General features: G+C 58.6%; 15 protein-coding genes. 6 read left to right on the top strand and 9 right to left on the bottom strand.

What is annotated here, in order from left to right:
• Nucleotides 1–44: 44 nt before the first annotated feature.
• Nucleotides 45–1,658 (bottom strand): peptide chain release factor 3, encoded by a 1,614-nt coding sequence (locus tag ACESWY_RS03425; RefSeq protein WP_373093004.1) that lies wholly within the window; start codon nt 1,656–1,658, stop codon nt 45–47.
• 215 nt (nt 1,659–1,873) lie between these two features.
• Here ACESWY_RS03425 and ACESWY_RS03420 point away from each other — a divergent pair, with 215 nt between their 5' ends.
• The 4 genes from ACESWY_RS03420 to ACESWY_RS03405 all read left to right on the top strand — a co-directional run bounded on the left by ACESWY_RS03420 (nt 1,874) and on the right by ACESWY_RS03405 (nt 5,179).
• Entirely contained in the window at nt 1,874–2,254 is a 381-nt protein-coding gene (locus ACESWY_RS03420; protein WP_373093001.1) for a GntR family transcriptional regulator, read from the top strand.
• A 62-nt stretch (nt 2,255–2,316) separates the two neighbouring features.
• Complete coding sequence (locus ACESWY_RS03415; RefSeq protein WP_373202138.1) at nt 2,317–3,159, top strand: ABC transporter ATP-binding protein; 843 nt, start codon at nt 2,317–2,319, stop codon at nt 3,157–3,159.
• Entirely contained in the window at nt 3,156–3,854 is a 699-nt protein-coding gene (locus ACESWY_RS03410) for an ABC-2 transporter permease (protein ID WP_373092997.1), read from the top strand. The genes ACESWY_RS03415 and ACESWY_RS03410 overlap by 4 nt, the downstream gene beginning before the upstream one ends.
• Before the next feature lie 449 nt (nt 3,855–4,303).
• Nucleotides 4,304–5,179 carry an EamA family transporter gene (locus ACESWY_RS03405; protein WP_373092995.1) on the top strand — a complete coding sequence of 292 codons (876 nt, stop codon included), beginning with the start codon at nt 4,304–4,306 and terminating at the stop codon, nt 5,177–5,179.
• A 15-nt stretch (nt 5,180–5,194) separates the two neighbouring features.
• On the opposite strand, the gene ACESWY_RS03400 is transcribed toward ACESWY_RS03405, so the two are convergent.
• The 4 genes from ACESWY_RS03400 to ACESWY_RS03385 all read right to left on the bottom strand — a co-directional run bounded on the left by ACESWY_RS03400 (nt 5,195) and on the right by ACESWY_RS03385 (nt 8,446).
• Nucleotides 5,195–5,986 carry an EFR1 family ferrodoxin gene (locus ACESWY_RS03400; protein WP_373092993.1) on the bottom strand — a complete coding sequence of 264 codons (792 nt, stop codon included), beginning with the start codon at nt 5,984–5,986 and terminating at the stop codon, nt 5,195–5,197.
• Nucleotides 5,987–6,021: 35 nt separating this feature from the next.
• Complete coding sequence (locus ACESWY_RS03395; protein ID WP_373092991.1) at nt 6,022–7,326, bottom strand: chloride channel protein; 1,305 nt, start codon at nt 7,324–7,326, stop codon at nt 6,022–6,024.
• Nucleotides 7,327–7,451: 125 nt separating this feature from the next.
• Entirely contained in the window at nt 7,452–7,985 is a 534-nt protein-coding gene (locus tag ACESWY_RS03390) for an LOG family protein (protein WP_373092988.1), read from the bottom strand.
• 35 nt (nt 7,986–8,020) lie between these two features.
• The gene (locus ACESWY_RS03385; RefSeq protein WP_225093282.1) at nt 8,021–8,446 is read right to left on the bottom strand and encodes a potassium channel family protein; all 426 of its coding nucleotides are present in this window, start codon (nt 8,444–8,446) and stop codon (nt 8,021–8,023) included.
• Nucleotides 8,447–8,643: 197 nt separating this feature from the next.
• Here ACESWY_RS03385 and ACESWY_RS03380 point away from each other — a divergent pair, with 197 nt between their 5' ends.
• The gene (locus tag ACESWY_RS03380; RefSeq protein WP_373092986.1) at nt 8,644–11,448 is read left to right on the top strand and encodes an ATP-binding protein; all 2,805 of its coding nucleotides are present in this window, start codon (nt 8,644–8,646) and stop codon (nt 11,446–11,448) included.
• 42 nt (nt 11,449–11,490) lie between these two features.
• Nucleotides 11,491–11,970, top strand: coding sequence for a pyridoxamine 5'-phosphate oxidase family protein (locus tag ACESWY_RS03375; RefSeq protein ID WP_373092984.1), 480 nt, complete (start codon nt 11,491–11,493; stop codon nt 11,968–11,970).
• 69 nt (nt 11,971–12,039) lie between these two features.
• Here ACESWY_RS03375 and ACESWY_RS03370 read toward each other — a convergent pair whose 3' ends face one another.
• From ACESWY_RS03370 to ACESWY_RS03355, 4 genes are all read right to left on the bottom strand, one after another.
• Nucleotides 12,040–14,232: a hybrid sensor histidine kinase/response regulator gene (locus ACESWY_RS03370; protein WP_373092982.1), complete on the bottom strand. Its 2,193-nt coding sequence runs from the start codon at nt 14,230–14,232 to the stop codon at nt 12,040–12,042.
• The gene (locus tag ACESWY_RS03365) at nt 14,229–15,098 is read right to left on the bottom strand and encodes a substrate-binding periplasmic protein (protein ID WP_373092980.1); all 870 of its coding nucleotides are present in this window, start codon (nt 15,096–15,098) and stop codon (nt 14,229–14,231) included. The genes ACESWY_RS03370 and ACESWY_RS03365 overlap by 4 nt, the downstream gene beginning before the upstream one ends.
• Nucleotides 15,099–15,242: 144 nt before the next feature.
• Nucleotides 15,243–16,457: a MalY/PatB family protein gene (locus ACESWY_RS03360; protein ID WP_226802786.1), complete on the bottom strand. Its 1,215-nt coding sequence runs from the start codon at nt 16,455–16,457 to the stop codon at nt 15,243–15,245.
• Between the two features lie 112 nt (nt 16,458–16,569).
• Nucleotides 16,570–17,307 carry a tRNA (N6-threonylcarbamoyladenosine(37)-N6)-methyltransferase TrmO gene (locus tag ACESWY_RS03355; RefSeq protein ID WP_373092977.1) on the bottom strand — a complete coding sequence of 246 codons (738 nt, stop codon included), beginning with the start codon at nt 17,305–17,307 and terminating at the stop codon, nt 16,570–16,572.
• Between the last annotated feature and the right edge of the window lie 52 nt (nt 17,308–17,359).

Raw genomic sequence — 17,359 nt, 5'->3', positions numbered from 1 at the left:
AAGCAAACGGCGCGGCAGCCCCGCAGGACCACCGCGCCGATGCGTTAAAAGGCTACGTTGCCAAACTCCGACAGGATAAGGTCGGGGTTGTGGTCGGTTGCCCAATCCACGTTCCACGGGCTCGTGAACAGCAGCAGCTTACCGCCGCGCATGTCCTCGACGCGCAGCGTGTCGCGCGTGAGCGAAAGAGCCGGGATATCGATGGTATCGGGGTCGTTCTGGATCCAGCGGATGTCCGTATAGGGCAGCGGCTGGCGACGAACCTCAACACGGTATTCGGCCTTAAGGCGGCGCTCGAGCACCTCAAACTGCAGCACGCCGACCACGCCCACGATGACGCTCTCCATGCCGGCACCCAGCTCGCGGAAGATCTGGATGGCGCCCTCCTGGGCAAGCTCCTCCATGCCCTTGACGAACTGCTTGCGCTTGAGCGTGTCGACCTGCGTAATGCGAGCGAACATCTCGGGGGCAAACGTCGGGATCTGCGGATACTGCACGTGGCGCTTGCCGGAGCACACAGTGTCGCCGATGCTAAAGATACCCGGATCGAACAGGCCCACGATATCGCCCGCGTACGCCTCGTCCACGATGGCGCGGTCGTCGGCCATCATCGACGTGCCCGTGGCAAGCTTGAGCTTGCGGTTGCCCTGCACGTGGAAGGCGTCCATGCCGCGCTCGAACTTGCCCGAGCAAATGCGCACAAAGGCGATGCGGTCGCGGTGGTTCTTATCCATGTTGGCCTGGATCTTAAACACAAAGCCGCTAAAGTCGTCGCGGCAGGGATCGACCGGTTCGCTGGTGAGCGTATCGGTATAGGCGCGCGGCGTCGGGGCCAGACGCAGGAACTCCTTGAGGAAGGGCTCCACGCCAAAGTTGGTGAGCGCCGAGCCAAAGAACGCCGGGCTCAGCTTGCCGCAGGCCACGGCATCCAAGTCGAGCTCGTCGCCGGCGCCATCGAGCAGCTCGATGTCGTCCATCAGGTTCTTATGGTTTTCCTCGCCGATGAGCTCGTCCATGGAAGGATCGCCCAACTCGGCTTCGACCTCGGCGACCTTTTTGGTGGCGTTGGCGTGGCCGTCGCCCTCAAAGGCAATGACGTGACGAGTCTGACGATCGAACACGCCGCGGAAGTTGCGGCCGCTGCCGATCGGCCAGTTCATGGGATAGGTGTTGATGCCCAGAACATTCTCGATCTCTTCCATGAGCTCAAACGGATCGCGGGCCTCGTGGTCGAGCTTGTTCACAAAGGTGAAGATGGGAATGTGGCGCAGCGTACAGACCTTAAAGAGCTTTTTGGTCTGGGCCTCGACGCCCTTGGCGCCGTCGATGACCATGACTGCGGCGTCGGCGGCCATAAGCGTACGGTAGGTATCCTCCGAGAAGTCCTGGTGGCCGGGGGTATCGAGGATGTTGACGCAGGCGCCGTTATAGGTGAACTGCAGCACCGAGGAGGTAACGGAAATGCCGCGCTCCTTCTCGATATCCATCCAGTCCGAGACGGCGTGCTTGGCCGAGCTCTTGCCCTTGACCGAACCGGCGGTCTGGATGCTGCCGGTATAGAGCAGCAGCTTCTCGGTAAGCGTGGTCTTACCGGCGTCCGGGTGGCTGATGATCGCGAATGTGCGGCGCGACGAGATTTCATCCGACAGGCTTGCCATGCGGATCCTTTCTTGCATTGAGTGCATTACGTCGATGTAACCGCCCTATTGTAGCCGCGAAATCCCGCTCTAGGGCGCCTATCAGGACAAATTCATCAGTTGGGGCCTGGGTAGCCGGCCCAATCCACATTTGCCTCTTGCATAACTGTGCATAGTGTATATATACTGTGCTTACCGGTTATATACACGTGTAGCCCATCAGCTAAGGAGCCGCTGTGGACATCATCCTATCCAATTCGAGCGACAAGCCCATCTACGAGCAGATAACCTCGCAGGTCAAAGCCCAGATCCTTTCGGGCACGCTCGCTGCGGGAGCCAAACTCCCCAGCATCCGTGCACTCGCGAGCGACCTTGGCGTGAGCGTCATCACCACCAAGCGCGCCTACGCCGACCTGGAGCAGCTCGGGTTTATCTGCACCGTGCAGGGCAAAGGCTGTTTTGTCGCCGAGGACAACCAAGAGCTCTTGCGCGAAAACCAGCTCTGCTATATCGAAGAGCTGCTTGCGAAAGCGGCAAGCCAAGCCGAAACCCTGGGTGTCACGCGCGACAAACTGCACGAGATGCTCGACCTGGTAGCCCCCGAAACCATGCAGTAGCCATCTGCAAGAAAGGCTATACCATGCAAAACTTGCTAGAACTCAAAGGTATCTCATGCCGTGTGAGCGACCGTTTTTCGCTGCGCGACGTCACGCTTGCCGTGGAGCCCGGCCAGATCGTTGGCTTTGTGGGCGCAAATGGCGCTGGCAAGACGACGACGATTCGCGCCGCGCTTGGGCTTATAAAGCTCGATGCCGGCGAGGTGCACCTGTTTGGGCAGCACTGTGGCGCCGGCGCGCCCGATGAAGCGCAGTGCTGCTTGCGCACTCGTGTCGGCCTCGTGCTGGACACATGCCCCTTCCCTTCCACACTCAAGGTGACCGAAGTTGAGGCACTCGTAAGCCCGGCGTACCCCACCTGGAGCCACGACACATTCGCCAGCCTTATCGATCGGTTTGGCTTGGATCCCAAGACAATGGTCAAGGACCTCTCCCGCGGCATGGGCATGAAACTGCAGCTTGCCTGCGCACTCAGCCACAAAGCCAAACTGCTCGTTTTGGATGAAGCCACCGCGGGCCTCGACCCCATGGCACGCGAGGAGCTGCTCGATGAGCTGCTTGCCTTTGTCGCCGACGGCCAGCACAGCGTGCTGCTCTCGAGCCACATTACGTCCGACCTCGATCGCGCCGCCGATCGCGTCATCTGCATCGATAACGGCTCGATTGTGTTTGACCTGCCACGCGAGGACATTACCGACCGCGCCGGCATCGCCCACTGCACCCAGGCACAGGCCGCCGAGCTCATGGCTTGCGTCGAAGGCACCCGCGCCGCCCGCCACGCCTACAGCGTGGACGTACTCGTGCCCAACCGTCGCGAAACGCTCGAGGCCTTCCCAGAGATTCCCCGCGATCGGGCAACCATTGATGACTACCTGCGCCTCATGCTGAAAGGGGCTTCGAAATGAAACGCGCCTTTATGTCCGAGCTCGCCATCGTTCGCACGCTTATCCCGAGCATCGCGGGCGTCAGCCTGTTCATCTTCGTTGTGTTGACCCTCGCCAACGCGTCGGATGGCGATTCCGGCATGAGCGCTGGCGCCTGCGCGGTCAGTGCCATGTCGCCCATCATGGTCATGAGCTCGCTGGCCGGCTTCGACAATCAAAATGGCTGGGAGCGTTATCGGGCAACGCTGCCCTTCTCGCGCAAAGACATTATTTGCGCACGCTACCTGAGCGTTATTGTCTTCTCGGCTGTCATGGCGTGCGCCGCCGCGCTTCTGAGCATCGTCTCCATCCCGCTATTCAACAGCGTGGGCATCCCCTCGACGGGACAGACGGTCTTTGAGATCGTTATAGCCTCGGCAGCATCGATGCTCATCTCCCTCATGATGGTGTTTTTGGCACAGCCGCTGTTCTTCCGATTTGGACACATGGAGGCGCTGCGCCTATCCGTCGGCCTGTTTGCCCTGCTCTGGTGCCTTGCCATTGCCACGCTGAGCTCCTCCAACCCCATCAGCAACTGGCTCATGTCGATTGCCGGAGCGAATCCCGATCCCGCCGTCCTTGGCTGTCTGTGTGCAGGCATCGCCACACTTGCCCTCGTGCTATGCGCAATCAGTTGCACCGTCAGCACCAAGGTTTATCGAGCACGCGACCTGTAATCGACAGCTAAAAAAGCTTAGGTGGTACCCCGCTTATTTTTTCAATGAAACAAGGCGGCATAGCGTCACCACCGCCCCTCACAGCAGGCCGTCTAGTTCTTGGCAACCAAAAAGACACCGTCAGCATATCGAAGGTGAATACTTTTCCGAGAAGTGAACGAGTAAAAACAGTGCCCTGTAGCATCGACATTTTTAAGGACTCAATTCCTGCGGTTTTGTCTAAGAATCCTGCAGTTTTGTTCGAAAAAAGTGTGCATGTTCCAGGGTTCCAGATTTACTCGTTCACTTCGCGGAAAACCATTCACCTTCGATTCGAGCCTTAACCAAATGCCCTCTCGAACTATGGCCCCTGTCTCACCACAGCGATATCAAAGCTTCATGGCGGGACGGTATCATCGGACGAGCGCCGTAAATCTAGCGCGGTTGTTCTTTGGGGAGGCATTTCACCCGTGTCGTGGGTCGCAGCAGCATTTGTGTCGGCTTTCTTTGCCGGCATCACATCTATCCTGGCCAAATGCGGCATCAAGCAGACCGACTCCGATGTCGCGACGGCCATTCGCACCTGCGTGGTGCTCGTTTTCGCCTGGGCAATGGCGGGCATTTCTGGATCCATTGGAACCATCGGCAGCATCGAACCCAGATCTTGGCTCTTTCTCGTCCTCTCGGGACTCGCTACCGGTGCTTCGTGGATCTGTTACTTTAAGGCGTTGGGCATCGGAGACGTCAATAAGGTCGTACCGGTCGACAAGATGAGCACCGTACTCGCTGCACTGATCGCCATCGTGCTTTTTGGCGAGACGAGCAACCTTGCGGTTAAGCTCGTGGGAACCGCTGTCATCACCCTCGGCACGTTTTTAATGATCGAGAAGAAGCAGCCTGCCGGACCCGAGCAGCAGCAAGACCGGACCTGGCTCGCTTACGCCCTCGGCGCCGCCGTGTTCGCAGCGCTCACGTCCATCCTTGCCAAGGCTGGCATCGAAGGCGTCGAATCCAACCTGGCCACGGCAATCCGTACCTGTGTGGTACTGGTTATGGCATGGGCAATCGTGGCAGCTAAAGGCAAGATGGGCCAAGCCGTGCACGTAGACCGCTACGAACTCGTATTTCTCGCGGCATCGGGCATTGCGACTGGCGCATCGTGGCTGCTATGCTACTACGCCATCGCCACAGGCCAGGTGAGTGTCGTGGTGCAGATCGACAAACTATCGATTGTCGTATCGGTACTATTTGCGCGCCTGGCATTCAACGAAAAACTCTCACGACGCAGCGCCATCGGTCTCGCTCTCATCGTCCTGGGCACTGCAGCGCTCGCAGTTTGGAAGTAGCGCGGCCAGCAGCCGCTACATCCTCACACCTGGCTTGGGATGCCTGTACTGACCGTGGGATGCCGTGCGCTTACCGTGCGAGATGGCAAATTTGGGACAACAGTGCAGGCAACGAAGGCAGGCTGCGCACTCCGGCTTTGTCCAGACGGGAAGGCCGTCGCGCATCTCAATCGCCGCCATGGGGCAGCGCTTGGCACACAGGCCGCAGCCGATGCAGCGATCGGCATCGACGGCAAACTTGCTCGTCTGTTGCATGCGCGGCAGCCCAATTGCGTGATACGCGCACGATGCAAACAGAGGCACGCGATGGCGCATCATGTTGCCCGTGCGGCGTGCCCGCACCGCCTCGATCACGGCATCAATCTGCGCCTCGGCAGCTCTATTGATACCCTCAACCTTTTGAGGGTCAGACAGGTCGAAAACAGGCGTCCAGGTATCGGGCATCTTGACGCTCATCGCCGCATCTAACTCGAGCCCACGCTCGTGCAGCAGGTCGCGGGCAAACTTGGCCGATTGGCCGGTCGTCGAACCGTACGTCGAAACATAGAACGTATAGGGGCGCTCGCCGCCCTTTGCACCGGCAGCAATCGACAGGTCGGCAGTCTTCAAAAACTCGATCATCGGTGTCGGCAGACCCCAGGCATACACCGGAGCAACAAATCCCAGCTGGCAGGGGCCTTCCGTCGCAACAAGGCGAAGGGCTTCGGCATCAAAGCGCTCAATCGACATAACTTTGTCGCTTGTCGCCGCTACAATGCGACGCGCCACATGCTCGCTGTTCCCTGTCGCGCTAAAGTACAGGATCATCTCGTACCCCTGGAATTGACTCGTGAAAAACCGCGCTACTTGCGCAGCGGCTTGGGCAGCGGAATGCCGGCGGCGATGACGGCCGCGATGATCATGCAGACGATACCCTTGAGTGGGAAGCACATGAGCAGCAGGCCCACGACCATGACCGGCTGGCGCATGACCGCACCCATCGTCGATGCCGTGCAGACGGCGACGCAAAAGACCGGATCTGCGCCGGTGAGGATGGCAAGGCCGTAGCCCAGGCTCACACCCGAGAAGATAACCGGGAAGAAGTGGCCGCCACGCCAACCAAGGTTGATGAGGGCGGGCGTCAGCATGGCCTTAACAAGACCGGTCGCGATAAGCACGCCAGCGGGAATGGTCAGGTAGGTTTCCATGAGCACGTCGGCCTGGGTCTCGCCGGCAAACATGGTGTAGGGCAGGACCGTGCCGCAGATGGCGAGCGCCAGACCGGCCAGCATGGCTTTGACGACAGGGCGCGCCCCTATTGCATGGGCAAGCGCTTCGCTCGCATGCTCAGAGACAAAGAACAGCCAACCGCATACGGTGCCGACCAGCGCCAGCGGAATGAGCCAAACAAGTTCCAGGTTGCCTACCTCGGCAGCCTCGAACCTGGGCATGCCCATGCCACCGCCCACAAGCTGGCCAAGCAGCAGGTAGGTGCCCAGACCACCGGCAATCGCAATGCCGTAGACCACCGTCTTTTGCGCCTTGGGCAGCTTGATGGTGATCTCGCCGGACATGGACTCATCGTCGGCGTCTTCGCCCTGGCCGTCAGTACTTCCGGCAAGCGGCGCCACAAAGCCAAAGACGGGCGCGGTAAAGAGTGCCGTCAGGGCAGCCTGGGTGCCCAGCAGCGTGAGCTCCCTAAACTCGGCGCCAAAGCGACGCATGCGATCGCCGACCCAGCTGCACAGACCCGCGATGACGCCGGTCAGGCCGGCCTCCGGTCCAATGCTGCCGCCAAACAGCAGCGGCAGCAATGCCGCGAGCGAAAGCTTGCCCAGATTGTCGTACGGGTAGCGTCCATCGCGCTTTACCTTGGCCATCACCTGGTTGAGGTCATCGGTCTTGGTGCCCGTCGTCTTTTCGTACAGACCGATCAGCAGGCCGCCCAGCAGGCAGACGAAAAACGGGTATGGCAGAAAGCCAAACGGGCCGCTGGCAAGCTCGGGCGAAGCGACGCCCAGCGCGTGTGGAATCTCGGTCCATAGATAGTCGATGCCGTGCTCCATCGCAAAGAAGAACAGCCAGACTGCGGCACCTGCGAACGCACCGGTCACGGCAACGCTAACTAAAAACAGCGCGCGGTTTGTGGGTTTGGCAAGGTTATCCATCGGGTCCTCCCGCGGTCAAAGTCGACATAGATACGTTTTATTGTAGAGCGAGTGTGGCCCAGACAAGCCAACCGCCTGCGCCGCAAACGGCACCATTGGGAGCCATAGTGGGGCAGGCTCAAGGCTTATCCGTTGATAATCGAGGCAATCTCGCGCAAATCGTCGGCAAAGTAGATGCCGTGCTGGCGCTTCAGGCTCGAAAGCCCCTTATCAATCATGTGCCCGAGCAGCGCCTTGAGGTCGTTGTAGTAACCGTTCAGGTTGTACAAAATGCACGGCGCATCGAGATGCCCCAACGACACCGCGGACATGACCTCGGCAATCTCCTCGAGCGTACCCGTCCCGCCGGGAAAGGCAATGAAGGCATCACCAAGCTCGATCATCTTGGCTTTACGCTCGGCCATATCGCTCGTCACGATGAGATCGTCGATTCCGTCGTGCTGAAACTCGGCCTCGATAAAAAAGCTCGGCTCCACGCCCGTCACATGTCCGCCAGCATCGAGCACGCTATCGGCGAGCGCGCCCATCAGGCCCGATTTGGACCCGCCGTACACCAACGCGTGGCCGTTGGTGCCAATCCAGTTGCCCAGCTCCTGTACCGCAGGTAGAAACGCCGGGTCACTACCGACGCTGGCACCCAGATACACGGTGATATTCATTTCAGTCCCCCTCATCGTGACGCGCGGCGCCCGTTCTAGCGTTGGCGGCGGCGATATTCGCGCACGCGGCGCGACAGATCGGCGAGCTCGTCACGATCGAGCTCTTCCAAATGCTCAAGATCGTCCATAAAGCGCGCCATGGTGTCCTTTTGGCGCAGCTTGATGAGCGTATTGCAGTAGTTCACCGCCACGCCCGTAAGCATGGCGATATAGAAGATACTGATGACGCTTAGGATGACGGTAATGCCGCGGGCAACCGGCGTTTCTGCCGGGATATCGCCAAAGCCGATCGTCGAGACCGTCTCAAAGCTAAACCAGAGACCATCACCAAAGGTGAGGGTCGTAGGCTCGGACAGCCAGACAGCCGTCGAGCACAGCAGGTAAAAGATAAGAAACAGGCCCGTAATGCGTGCAAAGCCAGCCTGTCGCAGCACATCGGCAAGCGTCCTCAACCTGTTCATCGCGACCCTTTCCACGGACAACCAATCACGTTCGCTCGGTATTGTCCCACAACCGGCAGTTAGGGACGTTCCTTTTGTGCCGGCAGAAAGGGACTGTCCCCAACTGCCGGGCGGGATCGTTTAGCGATGCAGCTGCCGACTGGGCAGGCTGAGCTGGTATCCTTATGCGGTAATGTCTCGATTCGTTAGGATTGCATGTGAGAGCTTCCGCTGTCCTTCGTTCAGTTATATATCGCACCCTGGCCGTCGCGCTTGCCGCGCTTGCCGTGCTGAATTCCATCGCGCCTGTCCAGGCTTTTGCCGATGACTCTAGTCAGCAGGTCAAAACGGTCCGCGTTGGTTGGCTCGTCAACAACGAGGGCTTCCAGGACGGCACCCCCGGCGAGCGTCTCTCGGGATGGGGTTACGAGTACCTCCAGACCCTCTCGTACTACACACCCGGCTGGCAGTACGAATACGTCTCCGGCACCTTCACCGAGCTTATGGAGAAGCTCGAAGCCGGCGAGATTGACCTCATGCCAAACATCTCCTACTCCGAAGAACGCGCCCAAAAACTGCTCTTCTCATCGAACCCCGAGGGCACCGAGCGCTACTACATCTATGCCAGGCCCGAGCGCGACGATCTGGCCAAGGGTGACCCCCGAGCGCTCCAAGGCCTTACCATCGGCTGCAACCCCGGCGTTATGCAAACCTTCGTTGGCCAGCAATGGCTCGCCAACGAAGGAATCGCCTGCACATACAAGGAGTATGACGGAAACTCCGTTCTCTTTGACGCGCTCGCAAACAACGAGGTCGATGCCGTCATCATGAACGACACGACCTCGTCGCCCAGTGCCTCCCCCATGTTCTACATTGGGTCGAGCGACTACTATTTTGCCGTCCCCAAAAGCCGCCCCGACCTGATGGACGACATCAATGCCGCCATGACAGCAATCGCCCGCGTCAACCCACGCTATAACGACGAAGTCAAATCTCACTACTCGGCCCAAAACAGCGGTTCATCATCGCTCAACGGCCCCGAATGTTCCTGGCTCAAAGCAAACAACAACACCATCACGCTCGGCTACATTACGGGCAAACTCCCCTACTGCAACGAAGACGAAGACGGCAAAATGGAAGGCTCGCTCGCATCGCTTGCGACGACGCTACACGATAAATTTGGCATTACGGTCAAAACCGTCGCCTTTGATAGCTACAAGATGATGTCAAAGGCCCTGTCAGAGGGAAGCATAGACGTTGCGCTGCCGGCATACCGAGATTACTGGTTTGCCGAGCAATCAGGCGTTGTGCAGTCGGTATCGTTGGGGACCATGTCCCTCACCGCCATCCACACCGGCAGTAACCTGAAAAAAGACCTTCAGAACATCGCCTGTACCAAATCATCGTTTGTCAACCGAAATGCACTTGAAAGTCTATTCCCCACAGCGACCGTAACCGAATACCAATCCGACGATGAAGCGTTCGACGCCCTCAGGAAGGGAACGGCGCGCTGCATCGTCGCTCCCAGTTCACGCGTAAAAACCATCGGTGACCGTTATGATCTCGAGGACTGCGAGACGGTCGAGCTCCCTGACACCTGTGACCTCGCGTGCTTGATGTCGCGCGGCAAGCCCGAACTGCTGGGAATCATCAACAAGGGCATCATCAATGCCGGAGAATCGCTCTCCGCAAGTAATTACTCCTCCACGTCGTACACGGCCCAGGAATCCAACACGCTTCAATTCCTTTATCGCAACCGCACCGCCATTGCAGCTACCCTCATCGGTATGTTGTCGGTCGGCATCGTCCTGCTCATCTGGGCGCTCGTGCGCGCTCGAACCGAGCGCAAAAAAGCCGATGCTGCCAACGCCGCTAAGACGGCATTCCTCACGCGCATGAGCCACGACATCCGTACGCCGCTCAACGGTATCCTGGGCCTTATCGAAATTGAAGAATTGAAGGAAGGCGATATGCAAGTCGCCCGCGAGAGCCGTGCCAAGGCGCGCGTTGCCGCCAATCACCTGCTCTCGCTGATCAACGACATCCTCGAGATGGGAAAAATCGAAGACCGCAAGCTAACACTGGAACATGCGCCTTTTAACCTCAAAGAGCTTTGTGATGATACGCTGGTGCTGTGCAAGCTCCGCGCGTCCAGTAACGGCATCACAATGCAGGACAATAGTCTGCCGTACGCCACGGGGCCATACGTAATCGGCAGTCCCACCCATATCCGACAGGTCATGATCAACCTGTTAGACAACAGCATTAAGTACAACAAGCACGGCGGCTCCGTCACCTTTAGTTCACAGACCAAGCCACTCGATAACGGGCGCGCGCTCTTTTGCTTTAGCGTTTCGGATACCGGCATTGGCATGGCTCCCGAGTTTTTAAAGCATATCTATGAGCCGTTCGCCCAAGAAGGTGACGATGCGCGCAGCAAGTTCCAAGGAACCGGCATGGGCATGCCAATCGTCAAGTCGCTTATTGAACTGATGGGCGGCACCATCGAAGTCACCAGCGAGCTCCATGTGGGCACTTCGTTCTACGTGGAGATTCCGCTCGATATCGACAAGAACCCCCAGCCGCGGGCAGATACGGTCGAGAGGGCGCTCGACTGCTCGCTCGCCGACATGAACGTACTGCTCGCCGAAGACAACGAATTGAATGCCGAGATTGCCCAGGCGCTGCTAGAATCCGAGGGCGTCGTGGTCACCCGCGCCGCCAACGGCAACGAAGTCGTCGATCTGTACCTGTCTCATCCCGCCGGCAGCTTCGATGCGATCCTGATGGACATTATGATGCCGGACATGGACGGCTATGAGGCAACCCGCACGATCCGTCTGAGCGAGAAGGTCGATGCAGCCGATATCCCCATCATCGCGCTCACCGCCAATGCCTTTGCCGAGGACGCCAAGGCGGCACACGACGCCGGCATGAACGCCCATCTGTCCAAACCGCTCGACTTTAACAAGCTCAAAAACATACTCGCCCGCATCAAGAAAGACGGGTCCGTTTCGCTATAGTTTGTGCTCAACTACCACGCATGACCAGAAAGGAATCCAACGATGTTTAGGCCCCTACGTCGAAAGAAACGCGCCATCACTGACGAGGAAGCGCGCGAACTGCTCGCTGCCTGCAAGCGCGGTGTCTTTGCCGTCAACGGCGACGATGGCTACCCGTACGCCATTCCCGTCAACTACTTCTTTGACACCGAGCACGACAAGATTTATTTCCATGGCGCCAAGGATGGCCACAAGGTCGACGCACTCAAGCGCGATGACAAGGTCTGCTTTACCGTTTACGGCAACGAGTGGCACAAGAACGGTGACTGGGCTCCCTACGTTATGAGCACCGTGGTCTTTGGCCGCTGTCGCCTGGCGAATGACACCCCCGCGTTTATCGAGGATAAAGTCCGCCAGCTCGCCCTTAAGTACTACCCTTCTGCCGAGGAAGTCGAAGAGGAAATCGCCAAGGACATTAAGGGCGTCCAGCTCTACGAGATTACGATTGAGCATCTTTGCGGCAAGCAGATTCAGGAAAAGTAAGCCCCTCAGCAGGTCTCATCAATAGTAATATGGCCCGGTTCCAGCCCACCTTGGAACCGGGCCATATGCTTATGAAGCGTCGGCGGCGATGTGCGCTAGCGCCTCGACGAGCTCTTGCGAGCTCACAGGTTTGCTCAGGTGCGCGTTCATGCCCGCCTCACGCGAAAGCCTACGGTCGTCGGCAAAGGCGTTGGCACTCACGGCGATAATCGGCGTGGTCGCGGCATCCTCGCGATCGAGTGCTCGAATCTGACGCGTGGCCTCAAGGCCATCGATGCCAGGCATCATGATGTCCATCAACACCACGTCGTACTCGTGCGGTGCGCTCGCGGTAAACATCTCGACGGCAGACTCACCATCCTTAGCATGCGTCACGATGGCACCGGCACGGCTGAGCGTAAACTGCGCGATCTCGGCATTCAGATCGTTATCCTCTACGAGCAAAACGCGCAAGCCCTGGAGCGCATCGCCGTCTCCCGCATCCGCGGGAGCTGCCTGAGGAATCTCGGAGCGGTCGCACTTCTCGAACGGCAGGCGAATGGTAAACGTCGTCCCCTGCCCCAAGACACTCGTAAAGCTCATGGTTCCGCCCATAAGCTCGACCAGCTGTTTTGCGATAGGCGCGCCCAGGCCAGTTCCCGACGAAGCGCCTTCCACCTGCTGCTCCTCGCGGCAAAACGGCTCGTAGAGGTGCTTTTGGAACTCCTCGCTCATGCCAATACCGTTGTCGGCGATCGTGTATTCATAGACGGGGACGCCATCCGCTGGCTCCACCTCGCGGCACACCAGGCGGACATAGCCGCCCTGGCGGTTGTACTTGACGGCATTGCCGGCAATATTGAGCAACAAACGCTTGAGGTGCGTCACGCTCACCCGCGCATAGGGATGATTAAGCGTCTGCTGGTCGGAGATAATTGTCACCAGACGCTCCTCGGCCTGGCGCTCCAGAATATCGCGCACTTCACAGTTGAGGGCCACCAAATTTATGGGCACGAGGTTCAGGTCGACCTGCCCGCTCTCCAGGCGACTCATATCGAGCGCCTCGTTGGCAAGGTCGAGCAGCAGTCCCGATGCCGTCCAGATTTTTGAGCGGCACTCAGTCTGCTTTTGCAGATCGTCCGCATTGGCATCGCCAACCTCGACCATGCCGCGAATGCCGTTGATGGGCGTGCGCAGATCGTGGCTCATGCGACACAGAAACTCCGTCTTTGCCGAGTTGGCAGACGAGGCCTCACGCGCCGCCTTTGCCAGCTTGTCGCCATAGTCGCGCTCCTGCTGCAGCAAGTCCGTCAAACGCCGACGATCAGCGCGGCGACGCACCATCACAACAACGGCTACAACACCGCTGTAGAGCGCCAGCACGCCGGCAGCAACAGCCGCGACGACCTCAAAGTAGCGCCGCGCCGGAGCATAGGTGTACACATAGAATTTGTGCGCTTTTCCAAATGTGCCCAAATACCACTCGCCGTCGGCGTTAATCAATTTGACCTTACCGGCCAGGCATCGATCCTTAATACCGTCGACAATGAAGACGTCCGTCGCAGGCAGATCGAATACGCCCAATACAGTGGGTTCAACGGCATTGGTCGCAACGACCTTGCCGTCGCTTTCGATCACGATATTGCCGCTATCGATGGTTTCATAGCCTTCGAGCAAACTCTGCAGTTTGAGTGTATTGCTTGCAACCGCCTTCGCGCTCTGATGCCTTACCGCGATAACGATGCCCTCGCCATCCTGCCGAGTCACGCAGCCAATGTCTGCGACCGAATCATCCGCAAGCGTGATGCGGGCGGTATAGGACTTAAGCGGATGAGTTGCCACCTCCAGCACGGGTGCTTCCTTGAGATACGTAGCAAGCGACTCGTAGCCCACGCCATCCGTCGAGGACTCAGACACCAAATTGCCCGATGCGTCCGTCACGATCAGTGCGCTCACGTTGAACTGGTCGGCATATAGCTCCAGCCTTGTGTTATCCACCGAACCGTCGCGCTCCATATCGCGCGCTGCCTCTCCGGCAATCTCCATAACGCGTATCAGGTTTTTGGTCGTATAGGCGCTATTGAACGCGTCGTGGGAAAGGCTCTGCGTCGCCACGTAATCGACAACGTCGGCAAAGCGCTGCTCGGCTTGGGCCGTCGTGTAACCGTAGCTCATCATGCCGGCAACAACCGAGAGCGCTATCCCCAGCAGAGCGACAAGGAGCCATGCCCCTGCCGAACGATTGCCCCGCTCCTGAGCAGCGTGGTCGGGCGCATCGATCATGACAGGCCCTCCATATTCAAAAATGGCGAAGGGTCATCGAAGTACTTTGACACCAGGCGTTCCATGGTGCCATCGGCAAGCATTTCTTGGTAGGCATGAGTGAGCTTGACGTCAATGCCACGCGTATCGTTGATATCGAAAGCGGTGCCCAAACCGACCTCTAGCAGCGACTCATCCAAAATGCGATATGTCACACCATAGTCTTTTTCGTAGGTGAGGAACGAGGACTCATGCGCGGCGATAGCGTCGACCAGGCCCTCGACGAGCGCCGGGTTCAGGTATGAACCGTCCGAAAAGCTGTAGAGTTCCTTGGTCTGCGGAACGTTTTCATTTATGCGATTGAGCAAAATGTCCTCGGGCTTGGTGGTGGACTGAACCGCCACGATCTTATCCTCAAGATCGGCAAGCGTGTAGATATCGCTCTGGGGATCGACCGCGACCACCTGGCGGCTCGCAAGGTACGGGCCGGCCCAACGATATTCGTTTTCGCGACCCGTCATACTAAAGCTGCCCATGACACAATCGAGTTCGCCGCTCGCCAGCAGCTCCTTCTTCTTTTCCCAGTCGATCAGCTGGTATTTTGGCTTGTAACCAATGCGAGCCAAAGCCTCGGTCAATATCTCGACATCCAGGCCAACGATATCGCCGTACTCGTCGGTATACACAAACGGTGGATAGAGGTCGCTTCCGACGTTGAGCGTCTTAAGGTCGTCGTCTTTGACTTGCGAGGCGTCCAGACCTTCTAATGCAGACGTCGAGGCTCCGTCATTCGACCCGGAGCAGCCAGCTATCGCTACGACAAGGGCGCTCGCTACTGCAAGCACAACAAGCAACGATATGGCAACCGAGCGGCGAGGTCTTTTCATCGAGCTCCATACGATCCTGTTTACAGACTGAAATGGCTAAAGATAATAGCAAACAAAACCACACGAGCACCCAATTGTTACAGATGCTTTACTATGCGGGGCCTTCCAGCCAACTTGGCAGAAGGCCCCGCATGCAGTGCTCACTTACCGTGCATTAAAAACGTAGCGGTCCAGGCGGTCGCACGCCTCCCTTACGCGCGAAAGCGGCAGCGCCAGATTCACGCGAATGTGGCAGGGCCCGTGGAACGGACGGCCGTCCTGATACCCCACGCCCACGCGCGCCCCCTCGTCGAGCAGCCACTGAATATCGCGGCCATGTTCGCGACACCACTCGGTGCAGTCCAGAAACACCATGTACGTGCCCTGCGGACGCGAAAACGCAACGCCCTTCCAGTGTTTTTCTGCATACGTGCAGAAGTACTCGATATTACCGGCAAGCACCTGGTTGAGCTCGTCCACCCACTCGTAGCCCTGCGGCTGGTAGGCACCGATAAGCGCATGCATGGAGAGGACGTTCATCTCGTTGTAGTGGGTCTTGTTGGACACGGCGCACACGCGGTCGCGCAGCGTCTCGTTGTAGATGATGTGGTAGCTGCCGACCAGACCCGCCAGATTAAACGTCTTGCTCGGCGCATAGAGGGCAACCGTGCGCATGCGGGCGTCCTCGCTCACCGACTGCGTCGGGATATGCTTGTGCCCCGGCAGGATGATATCGGACCAAATCTCGTCCGAGATCACCACGCAATCTTGCTGGCGATAGATGTCCATGGCGCGCTCGATCTCGTCACGCTCCCATACGCGGCCGCAGGGATTGTGCGGCGAGCAGAACACCGCGGCATGGATGTGGTTTTGGGCGAGCTTGTGCTCCATGTCCTCAAAGTCCATACGCCACACGCCCTGGTCGTCGAGCTTAAGCGGGCTGTGGACAATACGATAGCCCGCGGCCTCAATGGACTTGGTAAAGCCAATGTAGGTGGGGCTGTGGACCAGCACCGCATCGCCCGGCTGGACATACGCGCGCAACGTCGACACGACGCCGCCCAGCACGCCATTTTCGTAGCCGATATGTTCAGGGCTCAAACCTTCGACGCCATTGCGGCGATTCTGCCATTCGATGATGCGATCGAAGTACTCAGCGCGCGGGTTAAAGTAGCCAAACATGGGGTGCTGGGCACGCTGAATGATGTGTTCCTGGACCGTGGGCACCGTGGCAAAATTCATGTCGGCCACCCACATGGGGATGCGGTCGAAGCCCTCGTCGGGTGCGTTCGGAGCCATACCGGGGATCTCGCCCCAAGAGTCAACGGCGATGGAGTCCATGCCGTGGCGGTCGATGATTGAAGTGAAGTCGTATTTCATGCTGGACCCCCGTGCAAAGTAGACTGTTTCGATAGGCGCTATTGTCCACCAGCACGGGCGGTTTTGGCGCGGGGTTTGGCGCTTAATTTGACGGGTGCGGGCGAATGGCTGGTTAGTCTCGCGCGTCGTTGACGGCGACTACGGTTAGCTGGGTTTCATCGACCGTAAACGATATGTCGAGCCCGGCGTAAGCCAAGTGGTAAATGCGGTTTGGCTCGTGCTTGCTGCCTGCGCGGCGTGGGTCTTGGCGAAGGACTTCGACCAAGCCGGGGAGCTTTGCGGGCGGGACCATATCCTGTAGCGCTTGCGGAAACTCAACATCGAGCTCTTGCCACGGAGCATCCTCAATCCAGCCGCCGGTCGCATCCGGGTGACAGTCCGCAAACGGAATGTAGGGCTTAATGTCGTAGATGGGCGTGCCGTCGCGCAGATCGGCCCCCAGCACATGGATGATGGGGCCATCGTCGGTGCGCTCAACGCGGCTGAGCTTAACGCAGGTAAGACCGATAGGATTGGGGCGAAACGGGCTGCGCGTGGCAAAGACGCCCACACGTTCGGCTCCGCCCAGACGCGGCGGGCGCACGGTCTTCGACCACTTGACGTTGGTGCCAGACCTGTCCTGCGTTTTGGCATCGGCAGCTATGTCCTTAGCCGTGCCGCCGGGCGTTCCGTTTTCGAAGCGCCACAGCAGCCACAGGTGAGAGAAGGAGTCCAGACCCTCAACCGCTGCATTGGAGGCAAATTCCGGCTCAAAAACGATGCGTCCCTGCAGATGGGGTGCCAAAAAGCTGTTGCGTGGAATGCCGAACTTCTGCGGCAGGTCGGTATGTATGTATGCAATAGGTTCCATGCCGGTCATTGTACGGCATGGAGGCGTGGGGCGTTGTGCGCAATTCTTCGCC

It is taken from the genome of Collinsella aerofaciens ATCC 25986, assembly GCF_964237925.1.
In the GTDB taxonomy this organism is placed as follows: domain Bacteria; phylum Actinomycetota; class Coriobacteriia; order Coriobacteriales; family Coriobacteriaceae; genus Collinsella; species Collinsella aerofaciens_BJ.
The sequence above is the reverse complement of the archived record's forward strand: the minus strand, read 5'-3'. Positions and strand labels throughout refer to the sequence as shown.

Excerpts from the sequence above, each read along its gene's own strand:
- ACESWY_RS03390 (WP_373092988.1), bottom strand. The coding sequence starts at position 7,985 with ATGAATATCACCGTGTATCTGGGTGCCAGCGTCGGTAGTGACCCGGCG.
- ACESWY_RS03385 (WP_225093282.1), bottom strand. The coding sequence starts at position 8,446 with ATGAACAGGTTGAGGACGCTTGCCGATGTGCTGCGACAGGCTGGCTTT.
- ACESWY_RS03425 (WP_373093004.1), bottom strand. The coding sequence starts at position 1,658 with ATGGCAAGCCTGTCGGATGAAATCTCGTCGCGCCGCACATTCGCGATC.
- ACESWY_RS03360 (WP_226802786.1), bottom strand. The coding sequence starts at position 16,457 with ATGAAATACGACTTCACTTCAATCATCGACCGCCACGGCATGGACTCC.
- ACESWY_RS03400 (WP_373092993.1), bottom strand. The coding sequence starts at position 5,986 with ATGATCCTGTACTTTAGCGCGACAGGGAACAGCGAGCATGTGGCGCGT.
- ACESWY_RS03365 (WP_373092980.1), bottom strand. The coding sequence starts at position 15,098 with ATGAAAAGACCTCGCCGCTCGGTTGCCATATCGTTGCTTGTTGTGCTT.
- ACESWY_RS03410 (WP_373092997.1), top strand. The coding sequence starts at position 3,156 with ATGAAACGCGCCTTTATGTCCGAGCTCGCCATCGTTCGCACGCTTATC.
- ACESWY_RS03355 (WP_373092977.1), bottom strand. The coding sequence starts at position 17,307 with ATGGAACCTATTGCATACATACATACCGACCTGCCGCAGAAGTTCGGC.
- ACESWY_RS03375 (WP_373092984.1), top strand. The coding sequence starts at position 11,491 with ATGTTTAGGCCCCTACGTCGAAAGAAACGCGCCATCACTGACGAGGAA.
- ACESWY_RS03370 (WP_373092982.1), bottom strand. The coding sequence starts at position 14,232 with ATGATCGATGCGCCCGACCACGCTGCTCAGGAGCGGGGCAATCGTTCG.
- ACESWY_RS03395 (WP_373092991.1), bottom strand. The coding sequence starts at position 7,326 with ATGGATAACCTTGCCAAACCCACAAACCGCGCGCTGTTTTTAGTTAGC.